The sequence below is a fragment of the Paeniglutamicibacter psychrophenolicus genome (assembly GCF_030812255.1).
Classification (GTDB): domain Bacteria; phylum Actinomycetota; class Actinomycetes; order Actinomycetales; family Micrococcaceae; genus Paeniglutamicibacter; species Paeniglutamicibacter psychrophenolicus_A.
In genome coordinates this window covers 127,523-146,867 of sequence record NZ_JAUSSH010000001.1, presented here as the reverse complement: position 1 = coordinate 146,867, position 19,345 = coordinate 127,523, and the positions used below count along the sequence as shown (strand labels likewise).

Below are 19,345 nucleotides of genomic sequence, written 5' to 3'. Positions count from 1 at the left end.
GGTGCAGGAGGCTGTCAACCAGTCGGCGGGCGCCCTACAACCCCAGCAGGAAGTCGATCGACGTGCGCACATCGGTCTTGGCAGCGGCGCCGTCGGCGGCCGCTTCGAGCACCGCATCCTGTTCCATGACATACCACCCCTTGTATCCGGCTTCCGTGAGCAGGCCCACGATCTGTCCGATCTCGCAGTCGCCCTGGCCCAATGGAACAAACATGCCGTCCTTGACGGCCTGCACGAATCCCAGCTCGCCGCTTGCCACCTTGGCGGCAATCTCGGAGCGCACATCCTTGAGGTGGGCGATGCCCACGCGCGAGGCGTGCTGGCGCACCAAGTCCAGCGGGTTGGTTCCCCCGACCAGCAAGTGGCCGGTGTCCAGGCAGATCTGCGCCGCGGTGGACTCCAGCAGGCGCTGCACACTGGCTGCCGATTCGACCATGGTGCCCACATGGGGGTGCAGCACCGCCAGGATGCCGGCTTTCGCGGCCAGGTCCACCACCGCCTGAAGATTGCGCCCGAATACCACCCATTGATCCTCGTCCATTTCGTGGTGTGCCTCGTAGTCACCGGTCCCGGCGTCGGCGGCCAGCACCAGCACAGAGGCCCCTGCAGCGGAGAACGCCTTCAGCTCCGCTTCGACCAGCGGCAACGGATCCACGGCCTGGTCGTGGAGCACCACCGGCAGGAAACCTCCCACGGCCTTCATCCCGTATCCCTCCAGATGTGCGGCGCGGGCGGAGGGCTCGGTCGGCAGGAAGCCCAGCGGCCCGAATTCGGTGGCCTTGATGCCCAGTTCCCGCATGTCCCCCAGGACCTGTTCGGGGCTTAGCTGCACTCCCCAGTCGGCGGCTTCGCACACGCCCCAGGAAATCGGGGCGGCTGCGAGCTGGTTGGCGATGCTGGTGCTCATGGATGAATATCCTTACAAATGGTGGCTGAGTGGTGATTGGCGGTGACTGGGCGGGGCACCTAGACGGAGGGAACCGGAGCAATGGAGACCGGCACCCCGGTGAGGAGGGATTCCTGGGCAGCGTCGGCAACGCGAGATGCGGCCACGGCGTCCCATGGCGAGCAGGGGTTTTCCCGTTCCCCCAGGACGTATTCGATGAAGGCCACCAGTTCGGCGCGGTAGGCGCCGTCGAAGCGCTCGATGAACGTCTGGTGTGCGGTGCCGGAGGGGAAGGTGATGCCTGCCTCCGCCGAGTGCAGGGCGGATTTCTCGTCAAGGCCCACCACCACGGTGTCCTTGGACCCCTGGATCTCCAGGCGCACGTCGTGGCCCGCCCCGTTGTAGCGGGTGGCTATCGCGGTGGCGACCGTCCCGTCCTCAAAGGTCAGCACGGCCAGCGCGGTGTCCACATCCCCGGCGGCTCCGATCCCCGGGTCCCCGTTGTTCGAGCCCTTGGCGTAGACCTCGACGATTTCCTTGCCGGTGAGCCACCGCAGGATATCGAAGTCATGGACCGAGCAGTCGCGGAAGAGTCCGCCGGAAGAGGCAATGAACTCAAGGGAAGGCGGGAACATGTCCCCGGTGATGGCACGCATCGAGTGGATCCACCCGATATCCCCGGCATCCAGGCGGCGCTTGGCCTCCAGGTAGCCCGCGTCAAAGCGGCGCTGGTGGCCGATCTGCACCCGGCCGTTGGCGGCTGCGATTTCCTCCAGCAGCGGCAGGGCGGCCTCCACGTCGCCGGCCACCGGCTTTTCGCAGAAGACCGGCAGGTTCGCGGCGATGCCGGCACGGATCAAGTCCGGGTGCGTCATGGTCCCCGTGGCAATGAGAAGCGCATCCACTCCGGAATCGATCATCGACTGCACGGAGTCGAAGAAGGTGGCGCCCAGGCCCTCGGCCACGGTGCGCGCATAATCGGCGGCAACGTCGGTGATCCACAGGTTCACGTCCAGGCCACGTTCGGCCAGCTGCGGGCGCAGCGAATTGAGGTTGTTTGCGTGCATGGTGCCGATGCGGCCGACTCCGATGAGTCCGATGTTCAAAGTCTTCAAGGTGTTTGCTTTCGTGTCGTGGTGTCCGGGAATTCCATGCCGGTCTGGCGTCGGATTTCGTCGGCCAGCTCAAGGGTCCTCAGTGTGTCTTCCAACGGGCGTTGCGGTGCCTCGGTGAGCCCGGCGGCAATGCTTCTGGCCACCGCCGCCGCTTCAAAGTGCAACCCCTCGAAGTGCGCCCCGGGGTCCTCATCAAAGCGCAGTTCACGTCCGTCTTTATGACGCAGGGTAAAGCCGCCGGGCATGTTGAAGGGGCCGTCGATGCGCAGGGTCGCTTCGGTGCCCACGATCACGGCCTCGGTCGGGGTGAAGTTGTACAGGTTGGTGTTCACGATTCCCTGGGCCCCGTCGGCGAACCCCAAGGCCATGGACAGTTGGCCGTTCACGCCCGAAGGATGGGGTGTTCCGATGGCGGCCACCGATTCCGCGGCGCCGAGCACCCTGGTGGCGAAGGCCAACGGGTAGGTGCCCAGGTCCATGAGCGGACCGCCGGCCAGCGCCGGGTCGAAGATCCGGTGTCCCGCCTCGAAGTGCTCTCCGTATTCGGCGAACACCGAGACGATGTCTCCCAGCGTTCCGTCCTCCAGCAACTGGGTGACCACGTCGAACTTCGGCAGGAAGAACGTCCACAGGGCCTCGGCGGCAAAGACGTTCCGCGCCCGTGCGGCCTCGGCCATGATCCGCACCTGTTCACCGGTGATGCCCATGGGCTTTTCCACCAGCACGTGCTTTCCGGCCTCGATGGCCGTCATGGCCGTATCGAAGTGTTGCGGGTGCGGGGTCGCCACGTAGACGATGTCGACGTTTGGGTCCTGTGCCAGTTCCTTGTAGCTTCCGTGGCCGGCGGGTATTGAGTGCTTGTCCGCGAAATCTGCCGCACGCGAGGCCGACCGGGAGCCGACGGCCGTGATGTTCTGCGCGGAATGCGCCTTGACGGACTCGACGAATCGTTCGGCGATCCAGCCAGGACCGGCAATTCCCCAGTTCAGCACGGGTGCATCTTGCGAATCGGGAACCCGGGAATCGGGAAGTGCAGCGGGGAATCCGCTCATGGGCGCTCCTGCGCTTTCTGGCGTTGCCTGTGTCGGGAATTGGGGAATCAGCTGGTCGCACCCGGTTTCGGTACGCGGTCCGGGTTCCGAAACCGGTGGGCGCCACCGGGCTCGGAGGCTAGGAGTGGCGCCCGGCGGCAGGGGTGTCCAGGGCATCTGCCACCTCGGCCTTGACCTCGGCAAGCACGTCGGCGTGGCCACCGGACTGCTCGAGCTCATGGGCGAGTTCGGCCAGTTCCGCGCCGCCTGCCATTTGGCTGGTCAATTCGTCGATGGTGATGTCCTTCTTGTCGTAGTAGCCGATCGACTTGCCGCGCTTGAGCAGCAGGAAGCGGTCCCCGACGGGGAAGGCATGGTGCGGGTTGTGGGTAATGAAGATGACGCCCAGGCCGCGGTCGCGCGCCTGCAGGATGTAGCGCAGCACCACGCCGGACTGCTTGACGCCCAACGCCGCAGTGGGTTCGTCAAGGATCAGCACCTTGGCACCGAAGTGAACGGCGCGGGCGATGGCGACGCACTGTCGTTCACCACCGGAGAGCTGGCCAATGGGCTGCTCCACGTCCCGCAGGTCGATCCCCATGGCGGCGAGCTCGTCCTTGGTGATCTTCTTCATTTTCTCCACGTCGAGGCTCTTGAACGGACCCAAGCCCTTGGTGAGTTCGGAGCCGAGGAAGAAGTTGCGCCAGATCGGCATCAGGGACACGACCGCAAGGTCCTGGTAGACGGCGGCAATGCCGGAGTCCAGGGCCTCGCGCGGGGAGTTGAGTTTGCGTTCGGCACCCATGATCTCCAAGGTGCCGGTGGTGTGCTGGTGAAGCCCCGCAATGATCTTGATCAAGGTCGATTTGCCGGCCCCGTTGTCACCCAACACGCAGGTCACGCGTCCGGTGTCCACGGCCATGGTGACGCCGGTCAGGGCGATGATGTTCCCGTAGTGCTTGCCCACGTCCTTGAGCTCCAGCAGGTGCACCGGGGTGTGGGTGAGCGGGTCGGTCTGTTCCTGCAGCAGCGTCGCCTGGTCGATGCGTTCGGGGGCTGGGGAATTATTGGTGTTCGTCATGGAATTGGCTCCTTGGTTCCTTGCGCTGCTACTTGGTCTCGGCACGTTTCTTCACGACCAGGTTCACGATCGTGGCCAGCAGCAGCATCAGGCCCAGGAAGAACTTGAACCAGTCCGGGTTCCACTCGGCGTAGACGATGCCCTTGTTGGCCATGCCGAAGATGAAGGCGCCGATGGCCCCGCCCACTGCCGAGCCGTAGCCGCCGGTGAGCAGGCATCCGCCGATGACGGCGGCGATGATGTAGAGGAATTCGTTGCCGATGCCCTCACCGGACTGGACCGTGGCGAAAGCGAAAAGATTGTGCATTCCCAGGATCCAGGCACAGAAGCCCACCCCCATGAACAGTCCGATCTTGGTGCGGATTACCGGTACACCCACTGCGCGTGCGGCATTTGCGTCGCCGCCCACGGCGAAGATCCAGTTGCCAATACGGGTTCGCAGCAGGATCCAGGAGGCCACTGCCACCAAGGCGATCCAAATGAACACGGTGATCTTCACTTCGACCCCGGCGATGTTCACCGATGAGGCGAAGATCGCCCGTGCCGATTCGAACCCATCCATGTCGGCGATCGAGGGGGTGGAAACCGAGCCTCCGATCAATCGGGTCAATCCCAGGTTCAGGCCGGTCAGCATCAGGAACGTGGCCAGCGTGACAATGAAGGAAGGAAGGTTGGTCTTGATCAAGATCCAGCCGTTGATGAATCCGACGGCCAGCGAGACGACGAGCGCGAGCACCACACCCACCCACACATTGGTTCCGAAGTACCAAGAAAAGAGGGAAGCACTCAGTGCCGAGGAAATCACCGCAACGCCGGTGGAAAGGTCGAATTCTCCACCGATCATCAGCAGCGAGACGCCCACCGCCATGATCCCGATGGTCGAGGACCCGTAAAGCACCGTGGCGAAGGATGAAGGCTGCAGGAATACGGGGGCCACGAAAGCGAAGAAAGCGAACATGGCAACCGCGCCGACGAGGGCACCGAATTCCGGGCGACCCAACAGCGTGGAGATGGCGCCTTTGGACGCCACCCGCTCATCGGCCACCTTGGGGGCGGTCGGCGGGGTGAGGAGTGTGTTCGTCATGATGTGAATTACTTTCCGTTGGTCCGTGGTGGCGGTGGTTTAATCCACCGCCGCCACGTGGGTCTTTGACTGTTAGCGGATACCCTGTTCGGCGAATTCGAGGACCGCTGCGGCGTTGTCCTTGGAAATGATGGCCGGACCCGTCAGCACCGGCTGGCCGCCGCCGATCTCGAAACCGCCGCGGGTGTTCTGCCATAGCGCATCCACGGCGCCGTATCCCTGCAGCCAGGGCTGCTGGTCAACAGTGAAAAGGACGTTTCCGTCGACGATTTGCTGGGCGAGTTCGGGGTTCATGTCAAAGGACGCAACCTTGGCATCCGAATTGGCGCCGGCAACCGACTTCAGGATGGTCAGGGTGAACGGTGCGCCGAGCCCGATGACGACATCGACGTCCTTGCTGGCCTGGAGCTTGGCCGTGACAGTTGACTGGACCTGGGTCATGTCGGTGCCTTGCACGTAGAGGATCTCCGATCCGGGGACCTTTTCCTTGACACCCGCACAACGATTCTCAAGGCCGACGTGACCTTGTTCCTGGATGACACAAACGGGGTGCTTGAAGCCGTCTGCCGCGAGCTTCTCGCCGACGGCCTCGCCTGCGAGTTTTTCATTGGAACCGAAGTGGGTGAAGGCGCCGAGTTCCTTGTAGCGGTCTTCGCCTGCGTTCAGGCTTACCACCGGGATACCGGCATCGCGGGCCTTTTTCAGTGCAGACGCCAGCGCGTCCGGCTTGGCTAGCGTGACGGCTATGCCATCGACCTTCTGGTCGACGGCTTGTTCGATGAGCTGGGCCTGGCGTCCGCCGTCCGGGTCCGAAAGGTACTGCAGGTCGACGTTGTCCTTGACGGACGCTTCCTCGGCACCCTTGCGCACGGTGTCCCAGAAGGTGTCACCGGGTGCAGCGTGGGTGATTAGGGCGACATTGATTTTCGGTGTCGCGGCAACAGCGCCTGCATCGCCACCATTGGCTGTTTCAGGTGCCCGTCCGCCGCCGCTTGAGCACGCTGCCAGGCCGAGGGCAGGGACAATGAGCGCTGCCACCGCGGCTTTGCGCCAGGAAAACTTTGACATTACAAGAATCTCCTTGAGTCGTGGGCTCGCCTCGTTGATCCAAGACGGCCAAAGGGGCTCCAGCCAAGTGTCGGAGGCGCCATTGGCGCCAACAAGCTTTTCCCTTTCCATCGATCATCGTGACTACAGTCACACATGTCAAGACATTGTCAGGACATATTTACATCAGCCCTTACCTTGGGGTGATTGTTACGCACGCGTGATGCCGCTCCACACCGGCCGGAACACCCATCAAGTCCCGGAATGTCAAGGATTCCCTGTGGCGGGATGCCCAGGAGCGCCACGGCCAAGGACGGGGAGGAAGCAAAACGAGGAGCTTCCCCACCCGTCACAGCCTTCTGCTAGCGCAGGCCTTCCTCGGCGAACTTCAGCACGGCCTTTGCGTTGTCCTTGTCCACGATGCTCGGGCCGGTCGGCACCGGCTGCCCCCCACCCAGGGCGAAGCCACCCACGGAGTCGAGCCAAATCGCATCGACCGACTCATAGCCCTGGAGCCATGGCTGCTGGTCGACGGTGAAGAGGATCTCGCCGTCCACGATCTTCTGGGCCATTTCGGCGTTCATGTCAAAGGATGCGACCTTGGCCGAACTGTTGGCCTCGGCAACGGATTTCAGCAGCGTCAGGCTGATGGGTGCACCCAGCCCGATGATGACGTCCACGTCTTTCGAAGTTTGCAGCTTCGCGGTCGTCGTCGACTGCACCTGGGTCATATCGGTGCCCTGGACGTAGAGGACCTCGGTGGCGGGGATCTTGGACTTCACCCCGGCGCAGCGCGCCTCGAGCCCCACGTGCCCCTGGACCTGGATGACGCAAATGGGCTTCTTGTAGTTCTCATCGAGAAGCTTTTGCCCCACGGCCTCTCCGGCTGCACGTTCGTTGGAGCCGAAATTCGCGAAGGCACCCAACTCCCTGTAGCGGTCCTCGCCGCCGTTGAGGCTGGTGATGGGAATGCCCGCCGCCTTCGCCTTGGCCAGGGCGCCGGCCACGGCGTCCGGCTTGGCCAGGGTCACGGCGATGCCGTCAACGCCCTGGTCCACGGCCTGCTCGATGAGCTGGGCCTGGTTCCCGCCCTCGGGGTCACTGAGGTACTGCAGGTCGATGTTGTCCTTGGCCGCCGCGGCCTCCGCACCCTTGCGGACAATGTCCCAGAAGGTGTCCCCGGCCGGGGCGTGGGTGATCATCGCAACCTTGAGACGCGGGGTGTCGGCGACGGCACCCTGTGCCGAGGCGTCCGGCTCGGGGGCTCGCCCACCCTGGCTGGAACAGGCGGTGAGGCCGAGCGCGGGAATCAGCAAGAGCGCAGCCGAAGCCGTGCGCCAAGAAAATTTTCTGGACATGGGAATGCTCCTCGAAATGAAAGTGAATTGATTGCGATTGCGATTGCCTCGGGAACTGGCAGGTGTGTGCGGCGGGACCTCGGGTCGGCCACTCGTTCGTTCACAATCGAGCATGATTTGTTAATTTCGAGAAGTCAATAGATTGTCAGGACAAATATTTTTACTAATATAAAATGGCATGCCAAAGAAACGCCATTCATCTATTCAATGATTGGCGCGCCTTGTGCGCTTGGGCGCGGCCCCCTAGCTAGCCACCCTCGCAGTGGATCCGCGCACCACGAGCCGGGGCTCAACCAGGCTTGTGGTCGCTTCCTGCTCCGCTCCGTCGAAGCGCGCCAACAATGCCGTAGCGGCCTGCCGCCCGACCTCGAGATTCAGGGCATCCACCGTCGTCAGCCGCAACAGGTTTGAGGATGCCAACGGGGAATTGTCGTAACCGAGCAGGGATATGTCCTCCGGAACCCGCAGCCCCAGGTCCTTGATGGCCGCGGCCGCGCCCATGGCCATCGAATCGTTGGCCGCAAAGACTGCAGTGGTCTCGGGGTTGGCCTGCAGCAGCATCTTGGTGAAGTGAAAGCCGTCCTGCTCGGAAGTTCCCGCATCCCCCAGCACCACCGGTTCAATCCCGTCCTCGTGGAGTGCGTTGACGAATCCCGCGGCGCGCTCGCGGGCCGAGCCGCCCCCGCCCGTCACATGGCCGATTTTCCGGTGCCCCAGGCCCAGCAGGTGGTCGGCAGCCAGCTTGCCTCCGCGTCTGTCGTCACTGGTGGCGACGTCCGCCCCGGGAATTCGCCGGAGCCGGTTTCCCGCCAGGACGGACGGCACGCCGATCCCATCGCCCATCTCTGGGCTCGGTTCGGAGGCAACGACGATCCCATCGACCCGCATGGCCAGAAACCCCTCCAGCGGCGAGGTGTCCACATGGGCGTTGAACGACCTGTCAGCCACCGCAACCCGGATGCCACGCTCGGCCAGCACTTCCTGCACGCCATGCAGGAAGTCGACAAACCACAGGTTCCGGTAGTCGTCGATGATGACCCCGATGGTTCCGGTGCGGCTTCCAGCCAGCGCGGCGGCAGCCCGGCTGGGCCGATAGTTCAGTTCGGCTATCGCCGACTCCACTGCGGTGCGCCGTTCCGCAGAGACGTTGGGTGAACCGCGCAGCACCAGGGACACCAGGGACTTTGACACCCCTGCCCGCTTGGCAACGTCGTAGATGGTGGGACGCTGCCCTTCCCGGAGCCGGGCAGATGTGGCGGTTTCGGTCATTTTCAAACCCTTCGCGAAAAAAGATTGACAGGACATATGGACAACCGTAACGTTCATATGGAGCGCTCCAACAGTCTAGGGCATCATCAGCAAATGTCACCACCATCCCCCCGCTTTTTAGTTTCCAAGGAGACACCCAATGTCGAATGAAATCAGGGTTGCCGTCATCGGCGCAGGCATGGCCGGCAAGGCCCACGCCGCCGCCTTCCGCAGCGCCTCCACGCTCTACTCCCCCGTCCTGCCGCCCATCAGGCTCGTGTCCATCGGGGACATGAACCCGGAGTTCGGTTCGCTGGCCGCGCGCCGCTTTGGCTACGAACGCACGGACAGCAGCTGGCAGGCCATTGCCGAGGCCGACGACATCGATGTTGTCAGCGTCGTCATCGCCAACTCCCTGCACCGCCAGGCCGTCGAGGGGCTGTTGGCGGCCGGCAAGCATGTGCTGTGTGAAAAGCCGCTGAGCGACACCATGGAGGACGCCCGCGCCATGGCCGAGCTCGCTTCCAAGGCCAGCGGGATCGCACGTGTCGGATTCACGTTCCGCCGCACCCCCGGCATTGCCTACATCCGCGATCTGATCCGCACCGGAGTGCTGGGCGAGGTCCTGCACTTCAGCGGCCGCTACTGGACCGACTACGGATTCGATGCCGCAGCGCCCATGAGCTGGCGCTACAAGGGCGGGGCCGGTTCGGGCGCCCTGGCCGACGTGGGAAGCCACCTGGCCTATGTCTCCGAGTTCCTTTGCGGTGACATCACCGCCGTCAGCGGCGGACGGCTGAGCACCGTCATCAAGGAACGCCCGCTGCCCCTGGGAGCCGTCATGGGCCACGACCACACCCCGGTCAGCGACACTTTCGAACCGGTGGAAAACGACGACTACGCCGCCTTCTCAGCGGAATTCGCCAATGGCGGCTCCGGCGGATTCGAGGTCTCCCGCGTCGCCGCGGGCCACGCCAACTCCCTGATCTTCGAGGTGTTCTGCGCCAACGGGTCAGCCCGGTTCGACCAGCGCCGGCCCGCAGAGATCGAGCTCTTCCTCAACGAGGGCACCAGCGCACAAAATGGCTACCGCCAGGTCATCCTCGGCCCTGAGCACCCGTACCTGGCCGGCGGCCTGCCCATGGATGCGCCCAGTGTCGGATTCGGCCAGAACGAGGCCTTCGCCTACCAGGCGCGCGCCTTCCTCGAAGAGGTTGCCGGAGTGTCCGAGGCGGAATCGCTGCCGCGCTGCGCCACGTTCGAAGAGGGCGTGCGGAACATGGAGGTCCTGGCCGCGGTCGCCGCCTCGGCACAGGCCAACGGAAAGCTCGTCACCATCTAGAAGGAACCGGTCCCCGCGGCGGGGGGCGCAGGACCTGGCCCGCCGCCGCGAACCAACACATGCCAGACTCCAAGGCCACTGCAAACACCGAAGAGGAAGTGCCACCGGAAATGAGTGAACAACCCGATGTCCGCATTGGACTGGTTGGCTACGGCTGGGGAGGAAGATACTTCCACGCCCCCGTCATCGAAGCCGCAGCCGGCGCCGTGCTGGCAGGAGTCGTGACAACCTCGGCCGCTCGGCGCGCCGACCTGGCGATCGAGCACCCCGGGGTCCGCGCCCACGACTCCCTTGCATCCCTGGTGGCATCGGGCATCGATGTCCTGGTGCTCTCGGTGCCCGCCCCTGGGCGGGAAAAGCTGGTCAGGGAGGCCTTGGATTCGTGCGCAGTGGTGATCCTGGACAAGCCCTTTGCCATGGATGCCGGTCAGGCCAGCGAGTTGGCCGCATACGCCGAGGCCTCCGGGGCACGCCTGGGCGTCTACCAAAACCGCCGGTGGGACACCAACATCGCAACGCTGGGCGCGGTGCTTGCCGAGGGCCGGCTCGGTCCGCTGCACAGCCTGGAATCGGTGTTCGACCAAAACGAACCACGATCCGTCGAATCGGCCTCCAGCGGTGGAGCCCTCCTGGATTTGGGGAGCCACTTGGTGGACCAGGCATTGTGGCTCTTTGGCCCGGTCGACAACGTCGCGGCCGGCATGACATGGACGCACACCTCATGGGGAGTCAACGACTCGGCATTCACCATTCGACTCGACCATGCCAGCGGCGTCACCAGCTGGCTGTCCGCGAACAAGCTGGCGGAACAGGGCCAACGACTGCTCCGGGCCCAAGGCGAGGACGGCCTGCTCACGCTCCGGGGCAACGACATCCAGGCCGAGGCCCTATTGGAGGGACAACGCCCCGCGGACAACCCGGGAACCTGGGGCTTCGACCCGGTCGATGCCATCCTGGCTGCCGGCGGCCGAACGGCGCCGGTGGCCTCCGCCCAGGGCAGGTACCACGCCTACTACGAATTGCTGGTCGACTCCGTGCGCCACCAGACACCCTTGCCGGTGTGCGCCTGCGAGGCCATTGCCTGCCTGCGGGTTTTGGATGCGGCCCGGCTCAGCGCCACCCTCGGCGGCACCGAGGTCCCCGTGCCACAGGCGGAAAACCAACCGTGCCCGACATGCTGAACCCCTGACCTGAACCGATGGGGAACCCGCCTCCTCCGCGGGAATCTGGACTGCTATGCTCAACTCAAGTTAGAATGTCTTATCAAACTATTCGTGCGTAATGCCGACGGGTTTCATGGAGGAAACAATTGAGCTTGGACCTGAATATCCAGATTGACCGCTCGTCTCCCGTGCCGCTTTACCACCAGATTGTCCAGGGCATCGAGACCGCCATCCACGACGGAACACTGGAAGCCGGCAGTCGCCTGGAGAACGAGATCGACCTGGCGCAGCGCCTGAACCTTTCACGGCCAACCATGCGCAAGGCCATGGACGAGCTAGTCCGTTCGGGGCTCCTGGTGCGCAAGCGCGGCGTGGGAACACAGGTCGTCTCCAGCCAAGTGCGTCGACACCTTGAACTGTCCAGCCTCAACGACGACCTGGAACGTTCCGGGAAAACCCCGACCACCGAGTCGCTGAGCTTCAGCCACGGACCTGCCGACAAACGCGTGGCCGACCTGATGAAGCTCCCGGCCGGGGTGCAGGTCTACCACTTCACGCGCCTGCGCAGCGTGGACGGCAGCCCGCTGGCGCTGATGGAAAACTGGGTGCGCGACGACATCGTCACCATCGACGAGGAGTCGCTCAACGAGCGCGGGCTCTACCAGATCCTGCGTGATGCCGGCGTGAATTTCCGTCTGGCCAACCAGCGGATCGGCGCCATGATCGCCAACGACTACCAGGCCCCGCTGCTGAAGGTCTCCGAGGGCTCTGCGCTGGTGACCATGGAACGCACGGCGGTCGATGACACCGGCCGCAGCGTGGAGACCGGCAGCCACGTGTACCGGGCTGATTCATACAGCTTTGAAATGACTCTCGTCCAGCGCTAGAAATGCCGGGCACCAAGAACCTCGAAAGGGCAGCACCTTGACAGATTGGGTATATCCGGCCGGAACAGCCACCGACGGAGCATGGCAAACATCGATCGGCGCAGCTGATTCACAGCTGGATGTCCCCGGTTGGGCGCATACCGGCATCAAGATCGCGGTCCTTGCACCCGGCGAATCGCTGTCGATGCCTGCGGCAGCGGAGGAACGCATCATCGTCCCGCTGCAAGGGGCCTTCACCGCCGCGGTTGACGGTCAGGATCATGAACTTGCGGGGCGCCCCTCGGTGTTTAGCGGGCCATCGGACGTCCTGTACACCGGCATCGACACCGCTGTGACGGTCTCTTCTGCGGCAGGTGGCCGCTTTGCCGTGGCCCTGGCACCGGCCCAGGCCGCCTATCCCACGCGACTGGTCACGGCTGCCCAGACGCCGGTTGAAATTCGCGGAGCGGGCAACTGCTCGCGCCAGGTCCACAACTTCGGCACGCCCGCGGCGCTGGAGGCCGACCGCTTCATCGTCTGCGAGGTCATCACCCCGGCAGGCAACTGGTCCTCCTATCCCCCGCACAAGCACGACGAAGAGAAGGTCGGGGAGTCCAATCTCGAGGAGATCTACTACTTCGAGACCCGCGTGGCCAAGGATTCACCCGCCCCCGAGACGAGCGATCCGGTGGGCTACGCCCGCGTCTACGCCTCCGATGAACGCCCCATCGATGTGAACGTCGAGGTGCGCACCGGCGACGTCGTACTGGTTCCCTACGGTTGGCACGGGCCGGCCATGGCGGCACCGGGCTACGACCTGTACTACCTCAATGTCATGGCCGGGCCGGGCCGGGTGCGCGAGTGGCTGATCAGCGACGACCCCCACCACGGCTGGGTTCGAGGCACCTGGGACCAGGAGTCGATCGATCCGCGGCTGCCCTTCACGTCCTAGGCAAGTTGCAGGCAAGGAGCCGGTGCCCCTTGCGGGGACACCGGCTCCTTGCCTGCTTGTTTGGTCTTGCGAAAGAGTTTTGCGCGGGCATTTCAGCCCATAAGGCCTTGGCCGTTCCCTGCCGGAATGCCCGCCGGCGCCCCGACGGGCAGCGGGCGGATCCGTCCCATCCAATGATCGTCAGGGCCCTCATCCAGCCGCGACTGCTTGTGGTGGGGGGCCCACCGGCGAGTCGTTGTTGCTCATGCCCCTTCGGGGGCAAGCACGATGTCAAATCGAACCCTCGACCAATCGCGGTCACCGAGTTCACGTCCATCGGGTGCGGGAACGCCTGGGACTTGCTCCTCGAAGTCCTTGATCAGGCTGTCCTTGACGCCAAAGACCGTGTCGGATTTGATCAGCCCGTCGCCGCGGACGAAGATGTGCGTCACCAGGGTGCGGAAGCCCGGTGCGGTCACCATGAAGTGGAGGTGGGATGCACGCATGGGCGAGCGACCGGTGGCTTCCAGCATCTGGCCGACCGGACCATCGTGCGGGATCGGGTACGGGGTCGGCGTCAGGCCCCAGAATCGATATTTGCCTTCGTCGTCGCTGAAGAGGTGGGCTCGGCCCGATACCCGGTGGTCGGTGTATTGGACATCGTAGAATCCGTCCTCGTCTGCTTCCCATACTTCAATGCGTGCGTTGGGAATGGCGTTCCCCTTCACGTCACTGACGCTTCCTTCGACCCAGCAGGGCTGACCGGCCCCTGCGCCGGCAATATCGCCGCCGTTCTCGATGAGGGGCGCATCGTCAACGAAGAACGGTCCGAAGACGGTTGCCTCCGTTGCGTTGCCCATGGCTTCGTTGTTGACGTTGATCGTTTGCATGGAAGCGCCCAGGACGTCGGAGAGCAGGATGAACTCCTGGCGACGGTCGTCGGTGATGTGGCCAACCGCCGTGAGGAATTCAATGGACTGCTCCCATTCGGCTTCGGTGAGCCGTACCTCACGGATGAATGCATGCAGGTGGCGTACCAGCGACTGCATCAACTGCTTAGACCGCGGCTCGGTGCATTGTTCGAAGGACCGGAGAACGTTTTCTATCAGCCGTTCTTCGACTTCCGACTGGGCCGGGGAAATCGCCGGCAGGCGGGCCTCATCCGCTGTGCGTGTTTCTTCGATTGAACTGCTCATGTTGTTTCCTTCCTCGTGGTTGGTGTCAACACACCAATGGTGTTTACGGCTGTGAAGCTTCGTCCAAAAGCTGTAGTTCGCATTCGGTCAAGGCCAAGTGCATGTTGGCCACCAGCGGCTGAAGCTGTGCCACGGTACGCGCACTGGCGATCGGTGCGGTGACCCCGGTTTTCGCCCTGAGCCAGGCCAAGGCGATCGGGGCGAAGGTACACGCGCGGCCCTCCGATACCTGCACGAGGGCAGCGAGCACCCTTTCGCCGCGGGGCGTCAGGTACTGGCCGGCATCTGCGGCCCTAACGCTGTCGACCTCTGCATTGCCCCGGTATTTTCCGGTCAGGAATCCGTGGGCCAGCGAATAGTAGGGGAAGACGTCGAGGGAGTGTTCTTGCGCAAGCGGCAGGAGCGAATCCTCGATACCGCGTTCCATCAGGTTGTAGTGGGGTTCGAGGGCCACGGGAAGGTGGAAGCCTTCGCGTTCACTGATCTCAAGCCACTGGGTGATCCGTTCGGGCGAATAATTCGAGATCCCGATCGAGCGGATCTTGCCGCTGTCCACCAGCCCTGACATTGCTTCGATGCTTTCCGCCAACGGGGTCGAAGAGTCGTCGAAGTGCGCGTAGTAGATGTCGAGGTGGTCGAGGCCCAGTCTGGCCAACGATCCGTCGATCGCCGCGTTGATTGTCGCCGGAGCCATCCCCGAGAGCTGCGGATGGTGGCTCACCTTCGAAGCCACCAAGAGCTCGTCCCGGTCATCGCGCCGCGCCAGCCAGGATCCAATGATGGTTTCGGCTTCGCCGCCCGAGTTCCCCTCGGCCCAGAATGAGTACGAGTCGGCGGTGTCAATGAAGTTCCCTCCCCCGTCCACGTACTCATCGAGGATCTTGTGGGAAACGTCAGCATCCGCTGTCCAGCCGAAGACGTTGGTGCCGAGCACCAGTGGTGAGACTTTGATTTGCTGTGAAACTGCTAGCCGTGAAGACATGATCAAACTCCAGAAAGAAGGGGCGTGCGATGGTTAGGCCGAAGGGTTTTCACGCGGCTTGTCCCCTGCCCATGCATCACGAAGGATCCCGCGAACCGCGGCCAGGTCGATCGGGCGGGGGTTTCCGTAGGAATAGCTGGTGACCTCTTCGGCAATCCGATCGATGTCTTCCTCGAGCATGCCCAGCTCGGCCAGCGAACGCGGCGCACCGAGTTCCTCGGCCAGGACCCACAATTTCAAGGCCGGGTCGTCCACATCGCCCAGGGCCCTGGACAATGCCTTCTTGGCCTGCGGAGCGGCCGGCTGGTTGAACGCCAAGGCGTAGGGCAGCACCACGGTGTGGGTCTGGGCATGGGGAAGGTTCAGCGTCCCTCCCAGTGCGTGGCAAAGCTTGTGGTGAAGCGACATCGTCGTCGCCCCGAGGCAAGCGCCGCAGAGCCACGAACCGTACAGGGCATTGCTGCGGGCTTCGAGGTCGCTGGGGTTCTTGACGATGGCCGGCAGCGCAGCCACCAGGGCACGGACCCCGTCTTCCGCCATCAGGGAAATGATGGGGGTCGAATCCGGCGCGTACAGCGCTTCCACCGCGTGCGCAATGGCATTGATTCCGCTGGTCACCGACATGGATGCCGGCAACGTCGCGCTCAGTTCCGGGTCGTAGACGACGCTGCGTGGAAGCACCCTGGGATCCCTGCCGGTCTGCTTCCGTCCGTTGGTGGTAAGTCCCCATACGGGGGTCATTTCCGAACCCGCATAGGTCGTGGGCACGGCAACGATCGGCAGGTTGTGGTTCAGTGCAATGGCCTTGCCCAGGCCGATGGCCGAGCCTCCGCCCACGGTGACGCACCCGTCCGCCCCCACCCGTTCGGCTTCGTCGCTTGCGCGTTGCGCGGCTTCGGCAGGCACGTGCATGACCGCTTCGGCCAGTACCCCGACCGCGCGGGAACCCAGGATCCGGGCGATTTGGTCCCCGGTGTCCTTTTGCTCGGGCGAGCACAGGACCAGGACCCGCGTCAGGCCGAGGTGGTCAAGCTCCGCGGGTAGCTCGGCCAGGGAACCCGTTCCGAACCGGACTCGCATGGGAAGTGCGTCGTAGGTGAATTTCGTGGTCATTGGTTTGACTCCTCCATGGGAAGTTTCTTGGGCAAGAAGATTATTCGATGCATTGTCGATGATGTTCCGGTCCTGTGGTGCGCGGGGCTAATGGGCGCCGGCGCGACGCTTGTTCCAGATGTCGAAGGCCACGGCGAGCAGGAGCACTAGGCCCTTGACCACCGACTGCAGGGACTGGTCGATGCCCATCAGCTGCATGCCGTTGCTCATGACCGCCATGATCAGGCCACCGGCCATGGCCCCGACAACCTTGCCGACGCCGCCGGTGACTGCCGCGCCGCCGATGAAGGCAGCCGCAATGGCGTCGAGCTCGAACATGTTCCCGGCCCCCGGCTGGGCTCCATTGGTGCGTGAAGAGAAAACGATGCCAGCCACTGCAGACAGCAGGCCCATGTTGACGAAGATCCAGAAGTTCACCGCACGAACCTTGACGCCGGAGAGCGACGCGGCGGCCAGGTTGCCACCAATGGCGTAGATCTGGCGCCCGAAAACGGTGTGCTGCATCATCACTGTGTAGGCCATGATCAGCACCGCCAACATGATCAACACGACGGGCAGCCCGCGGGCAGAGGCCAGTTTCCATGCGAATGCCATCACGAGCACACCCACTGCCAGGATCTTGAGCGCGAACAGCGACAGGGGCGGGACCGGCTGGTGGTAGCCCATGCGGGCCTTGCGGGAGCGGTACTGGCTCACGGCGAACCCGACAACGCCGAGCGCGAAAACCACCAGGGTGAAGACGTCATAGCCGTAACCACCGAGCCACCCGTTGATGAATCCCGAAGCGATGACCCCGTATTCGTCAGGGAACGGCGAAAGAGAGACATTGTCCAGGACAAAAAGGGTCAGGCCCCGGAAGAGAAGCATGCCGGCAAGGGTCACGATGAAGGCAGGGATGCCGACGTAGGCCACCCAGAAGCCGTGCCAGGCACCGATCAACAGCCCGGTGGCCAGTGCCGCCAGGACGCCGACCCACCAGGGCATGTCATATTTTATGACGGTGATTGCGGATATCGCGCCCGTCAGTGCCACCACGGAGCCGACCGACAGGTCGATGTGCCCGGCAATGATCACGATGACCATGCCGATGGCCAGGACCAGGATATAGGAGTACTGCAAGACGATGTTGGTGACGTTTCCGGCCGACAGCGACGCCCCACCGGTGATGAGGGCGAACAGGGCAACCAATGCCACCAGCGCGACATAGATGCCGCTGGTGCGCAGGTTGTGGGTCATGGCAAGGCGCAGCTCGCCCAGACCATTTTTTTCGGGGGGAGGGGCAATGGCGCCCATGGGTCCTCGGGGGGCTGTGACAGTCATCCTATTGCTTCCTTTTCTTTCGTCATGAGAGTCATGAGTTTTTCTTCATTCGCTTCCGACGCCGGGAACTCGCCGGTGATCCGCCCGCCGGAGAGCGCATAGATCCGGTCACAGGTGCCCAGCAGTTCCAACAGGTCGGAGGAAATCACCACGACGGCCTTTCCTGATTCCACGAACTCGTTGATCAAGGTGTAGATCTCGAATTTCGCACCCACATCGATCCCTCGGGTGGGTTCATCGATGATCAGCACATCCGGGCCAGTGAGCAGCCACTTGGACAACACCACTTTCTGCTGGTTGCCGCCCGAGAGCTTCCCCACCACCGATTGGACGCTCGGGGCCTTGATCCTCATCGAGTCCATCGAGTGCCTGGCCAGCTTCGCTTCAAGGTTCGCATCCACGAAACCCCACTTGGCCAAGTTTGGCAGCGCTGCCCCGGAGATATTGCGGGTGATCGTATCGAGCAGGTTCAGGCCCAGTTGCTTCCGGTCCTCGGTCACATACGCCAATCCGCGCCCGATCGCCTCGGCCACCGTGCGGGGAGCAACCGGCTTGCCATGCATCAGCGTTTGTCCCGAGATGAACCGTCCGTAGGATCGTCCGAAGACGCTCATGGCCAGTTCGGTGCGTCCGGCTCCCATAAGGCCGGCGATGCCCACCACCTCGCCGGCACGTACCTCGAACGAGGCGCCGTCAACCACCAGACGATCCTGTTGCGGGTGACGCACCGTCCAGTCCCGAACCTCCAAAACCACCTTGCCGGGGGTCGGGGTGCGCTCGGGGTAGAAGGATTCGAGGTCCCTCCCCACCATGCTGCGCACAATGCGGTCCACGTTGACGTCCGGTGCCTCCATGTCCAGGGTTTCAACGGTCTGTCCGTCACGGATTACGGTCGTGCGGTTCGCGGTCGCCTCAATCTCGTTGAGCTTGTGCGAGATGATGATCGAGGTGATGCCGCGCGCCTGCAACTGGCGCACCAAATCCAACAGGTGGGCGGAGTCGTTGTCGTTCAGGGCCGCGGTAGGCTCGTCCAGGATAAGGAGCTTGACGTCCTTGGCCAGTGCCTTGGCAATCTCCACCAGCTGCTGTTTTCCGACACCCAGCTGCCCGACCTGGGTTGTTGGCTCCTCGTTCAGGCCCACGGCCTTCAAGAGTTCCGCGGCCTCGGCCTGCGTCTTGTGCCAGTCGATGAGCCCGCCCCGGCCCCGTCGTTCATTGCCCAGAAAGATATTCTCGGCAATGGACAGGTGCGGAACCAGCGCCAGTTCCTGGTGGATGATGACGATGCCTGCACGCTCGGAATCACGGATTCCGGAAAACTCGCAGGGTTCTCCTTCGAAGAGAATCTCACCCCCATAGCTTCCATGTGGATAGACGCCGGAGAGCACTTTCATGAGCGTGGATTTGCCTGCACCGTTTTCACCGCAAATGGCGTGCACTTCCCCGCGCTGGGCGGAGAACGTGACATCCGCCAGCGCCTTGACGCCGGGGAAACTCTTGGTGATGGAACGCATTTCCAGAATGTAATCAGGCATGGCGCTGTCCTATCGATTCTCTAAACATTTGTGGTCCTGTGAGGGTC

General features: G+C 63.5%; 17 protein-coding genes. 4 read left to right on the top strand and 13 right to left on the bottom strand.

Going from position 1 to position 19,345, the window contains the following annotated elements; genetic code table 11:
- Positions 1-34: 34 nt before the first annotated feature.
- From J2T21_RS00665 to J2T21_RS00630, 8 genes are all read right to left on the bottom strand, one after another.
- Complete coding sequence (locus tag J2T21_RS00665; protein WP_307577438.1) at positions 35-907, bottom strand: sugar phosphate isomerase/epimerase family protein; 873 nt, start codon at positions 905-907, stop codon at positions 35-37.
- Between the two features lie 59 nt (positions 908-966).
- On the bottom strand, positions 967-2,001 hold the full coding sequence (locus J2T21_RS00660) for a Gfo/Idh/MocA family oxidoreductase (RefSeq protein WP_307577437.1): 1,035 nt from the start codon (positions 1,999-2,001) through the stop codon (positions 967-969).
- Positions 1,998-3,053 (bottom strand): Gfo/Idh/MocA family protein, encoded by a 1,056-nt coding sequence (locus J2T21_RS00655; RefSeq protein ID WP_307577434.1) that lies wholly within the window; start codon positions 3,051-3,053, stop codon positions 1,998-2,000. Before J2T21_RS00655 ends, J2T21_RS00660 begins: the two co-directional genes overlap by 4 nt.
- A 118-nt stretch (positions 3,054-3,171) precedes the next feature.
- Entirely contained in the window at positions 3,172-4,113 is a 942-nt protein-coding gene (locus J2T21_RS00650; protein WP_307577432.1) for an ATP-binding cassette domain-containing protein, read from the bottom strand.
- A gap of 28 nt (positions 4,114-4,141) precedes the next feature.
- On the bottom strand, positions 4,142-5,197 hold the full coding sequence (locus J2T21_RS00645) for an ABC transporter permease (RefSeq protein WP_302262909.1): 1,056 nt from the start codon (positions 5,195-5,197) through the stop codon (positions 4,142-4,144).
- 72 nt (positions 5,198-5,269) lie between these two features.
- Entirely contained in the window at positions 5,270-6,265 is a 996-nt protein-coding gene (locus J2T21_RS00640) for a substrate-binding domain-containing protein (RefSeq protein WP_307577430.1), read from the bottom strand.
- Between the two features lie 341 nt (positions 6,266-6,606).
- Positions 6,607-7,602: a substrate-binding domain-containing protein gene (locus tag J2T21_RS00635; protein ID WP_307577428.1), complete on the bottom strand. Its 996-nt coding sequence runs from the start codon at positions 7,600-7,602 to the stop codon at positions 6,607-6,609.
- A gap of 243 nt (positions 7,603-7,845) precedes the next feature.
- Positions 7,846-8,871: a LacI family DNA-binding transcriptional regulator gene (locus tag J2T21_RS00630; RefSeq protein ID WP_307577426.1), complete on the bottom strand. Its 1,026-nt coding sequence runs from the start codon at positions 8,869-8,871 to the stop codon at positions 7,846-7,848.
- Between the two features lie 139 nt (positions 8,872-9,010).
- On the opposite strand from J2T21_RS00630, the gene J2T21_RS00625 reads away from it, so the two are divergent.
- From J2T21_RS00625 to iolB, 4 genes are all read left to right on the top strand, one after another.
- Positions 9,011-10,192, top strand: coding sequence for a Gfo/Idh/MocA family protein (locus tag J2T21_RS00625; RefSeq protein WP_307577424.1), 1,182 nt, complete (start codon positions 9,011-9,013; stop codon positions 10,190-10,192).
- A gap of 110 nt (positions 10,193-10,302) precedes the next feature.
- The gene (locus tag J2T21_RS00620; RefSeq protein WP_307577422.1) at positions 10,303-11,373 is read left to right on the top strand and encodes a Gfo/Idh/MocA family protein; all 1,071 of its coding nucleotides are present in this window, start codon (positions 10,303-10,305) and stop codon (positions 11,371-11,373) included.
- Between the two features lie 128 nt (positions 11,374-11,501).
- Positions 11,502-12,242, top strand: coding sequence for a GntR family transcriptional regulator (locus tag J2T21_RS00615; protein WP_307577420.1), 741 nt, complete (start codon positions 11,502-11,504; stop codon positions 12,240-12,242).
- A 37-nt stretch (positions 12,243-12,279) separates the two neighbouring features.
- Positions 12,280-13,173 (top strand): 5-deoxy-glucuronate isomerase, encoded by an 894-nt coding sequence (gene iolB / locus J2T21_RS00610; protein ID WP_307577418.1) that lies wholly within the window; start codon positions 12,280-12,282, stop codon positions 13,171-13,173.
- 242 nt (positions 13,174-13,415) lie between these two features.
- Here the strand turns inward: iolB and J2T21_RS00605 are convergent, their stop codons facing one another.
- The 5 genes from J2T21_RS00605 to mmsA form a co-directional block, all read right to left on the bottom strand.
- Entirely contained in the window at positions 13,416-14,348 is a 933-nt protein-coding gene (locus J2T21_RS00605; RefSeq protein WP_307577416.1) for a dioxygenase family protein, read from the bottom strand.
- Between the two features lie 43 nt (positions 14,349-14,391).
- Positions 14,392-15,330 carry an aldo/keto reductase gene (locus J2T21_RS00600; RefSeq protein ID WP_307577414.1) on the bottom strand — a complete coding sequence of 313 codons (939 nt, stop codon included), beginning with the start codon at positions 15,328-15,330 and terminating at the stop codon, positions 14,392-14,394.
- Positions 15,331-15,363: 33 nt separating this feature from the next.
- Positions 15,364-16,443 carry a maleylacetate reductase gene (locus tag J2T21_RS00595; RefSeq protein WP_307577412.1) on the bottom strand — a complete coding sequence of 360 codons (1,080 nt, stop codon included), beginning with the start codon at positions 16,441-16,443 and terminating at the stop codon, positions 15,364-15,366.
- Positions 16,444-16,530: 87 nt separating this feature from the next.
- Positions 16,531-17,736 (bottom strand): multiple monosaccharide ABC transporter permease, encoded by a 1,206-nt coding sequence (gene mmsB / locus J2T21_RS00590; protein WP_373457878.1) that lies wholly within the window; start codon positions 17,734-17,736, stop codon positions 16,531-16,533.
- Between the two features lie 23 nt (positions 17,737-17,759).
- On the bottom strand, positions 17,760-19,298 hold the full coding sequence (gene mmsA, locus J2T21_RS00585) for a multiple monosaccharide ABC transporter ATP-binding protein (protein ID WP_307577410.1): 1,539 nt from the start codon (positions 19,296-19,298) through the stop codon (positions 17,760-17,762).
- Positions 19,299-19,345: the final 47 nt, after the last annotated feature.

Coding starts and splice junctions, on each gene's coding strand:
- J2T21_RS00665 (WP_307577438.1), bottom strand. CDS start 907: ATGAGCACCAGCATCGCCAACCAGCTCGCAGCCGCCCCGATTTCCTGG.
- J2T21_RS00655 (WP_307577434.1), bottom strand. CDS start 3,053: ATGAGCGGATTCCCCGCTGCACTTCCCGATTCCCGGGTTCCCGATTCG.
- J2T21_RS00650 (WP_307577432.1), bottom strand. CDS start 4,113: ATGACGAACACCAATAATTCCCCAGCCCCCGAACGCATCGACCAGGCG.
- J2T21_RS00645 (WP_302262909.1), bottom strand. CDS start 5,197: ATGACGAACACACTCCTCACCCCGCCGACCGCCCCCAAGGTGGCCGAT.
- J2T21_RS00640 (WP_307577430.1), bottom strand. CDS start 6,265: ATGTCAAAGTTTTCCTGGCGCAAAGCCGCGGTGGCAGCGCTCATTGTC.
- J2T21_RS00635 (WP_307577428.1), bottom strand. CDS start 7,602: ATGTCCAGAAAATTTTCTTGGCGCACGGCTTCGGCTGCGCTCTTGCTG.
- J2T21_RS00630 (WP_307577426.1), bottom strand. CDS start 8,871: ATGACCGAAACCGCCACATCTGCCCGGCTCCGGGAAGGGCAGCGTCCC.
- J2T21_RS00625 (WP_307577424.1), top strand. CDS start 9,011: ATGTCGAATGAAATCAGGGTTGCCGTCATCGGCGCAGGCATGGCCGGC.
- J2T21_RS00620 (WP_307577422.1), top strand. CDS start 10,303: ATGAGTGAACAACCCGATGTCCGCATTGGACTGGTTGGCTACGGCTGG.
- J2T21_RS00605 (WP_307577416.1), bottom strand. CDS start 14,348: ATGAGCAGTTCAATCGAAGAAACACGCACAGCGGATGAGGCCCGCCTG.
- J2T21_RS00600 (WP_307577414.1), bottom strand. CDS start 15,330: ATGTCTTCACGGCTAGCAGTTTCACAGCAAATCAAAGTCTCACCACTG.
- J2T21_RS00595 (WP_307577412.1), bottom strand. CDS start 16,443: ATGACCACGAAATTCACCTACGACGCACTTCCCATGCGAGTCCGGTTC.
- mmsB (WP_373457878.1), bottom strand. CDS start 17,736: ATGGGCGCCATTGCCCCTCCCCCCGAAAAAAATGGTCTGGGCGAGCTG.
- mmsA (WP_307577410.1), bottom strand. CDS start 19,298: ATGCCTGATTACATTCTGGAAATGCGTTCCATCACCAAGAGTTTCCCC.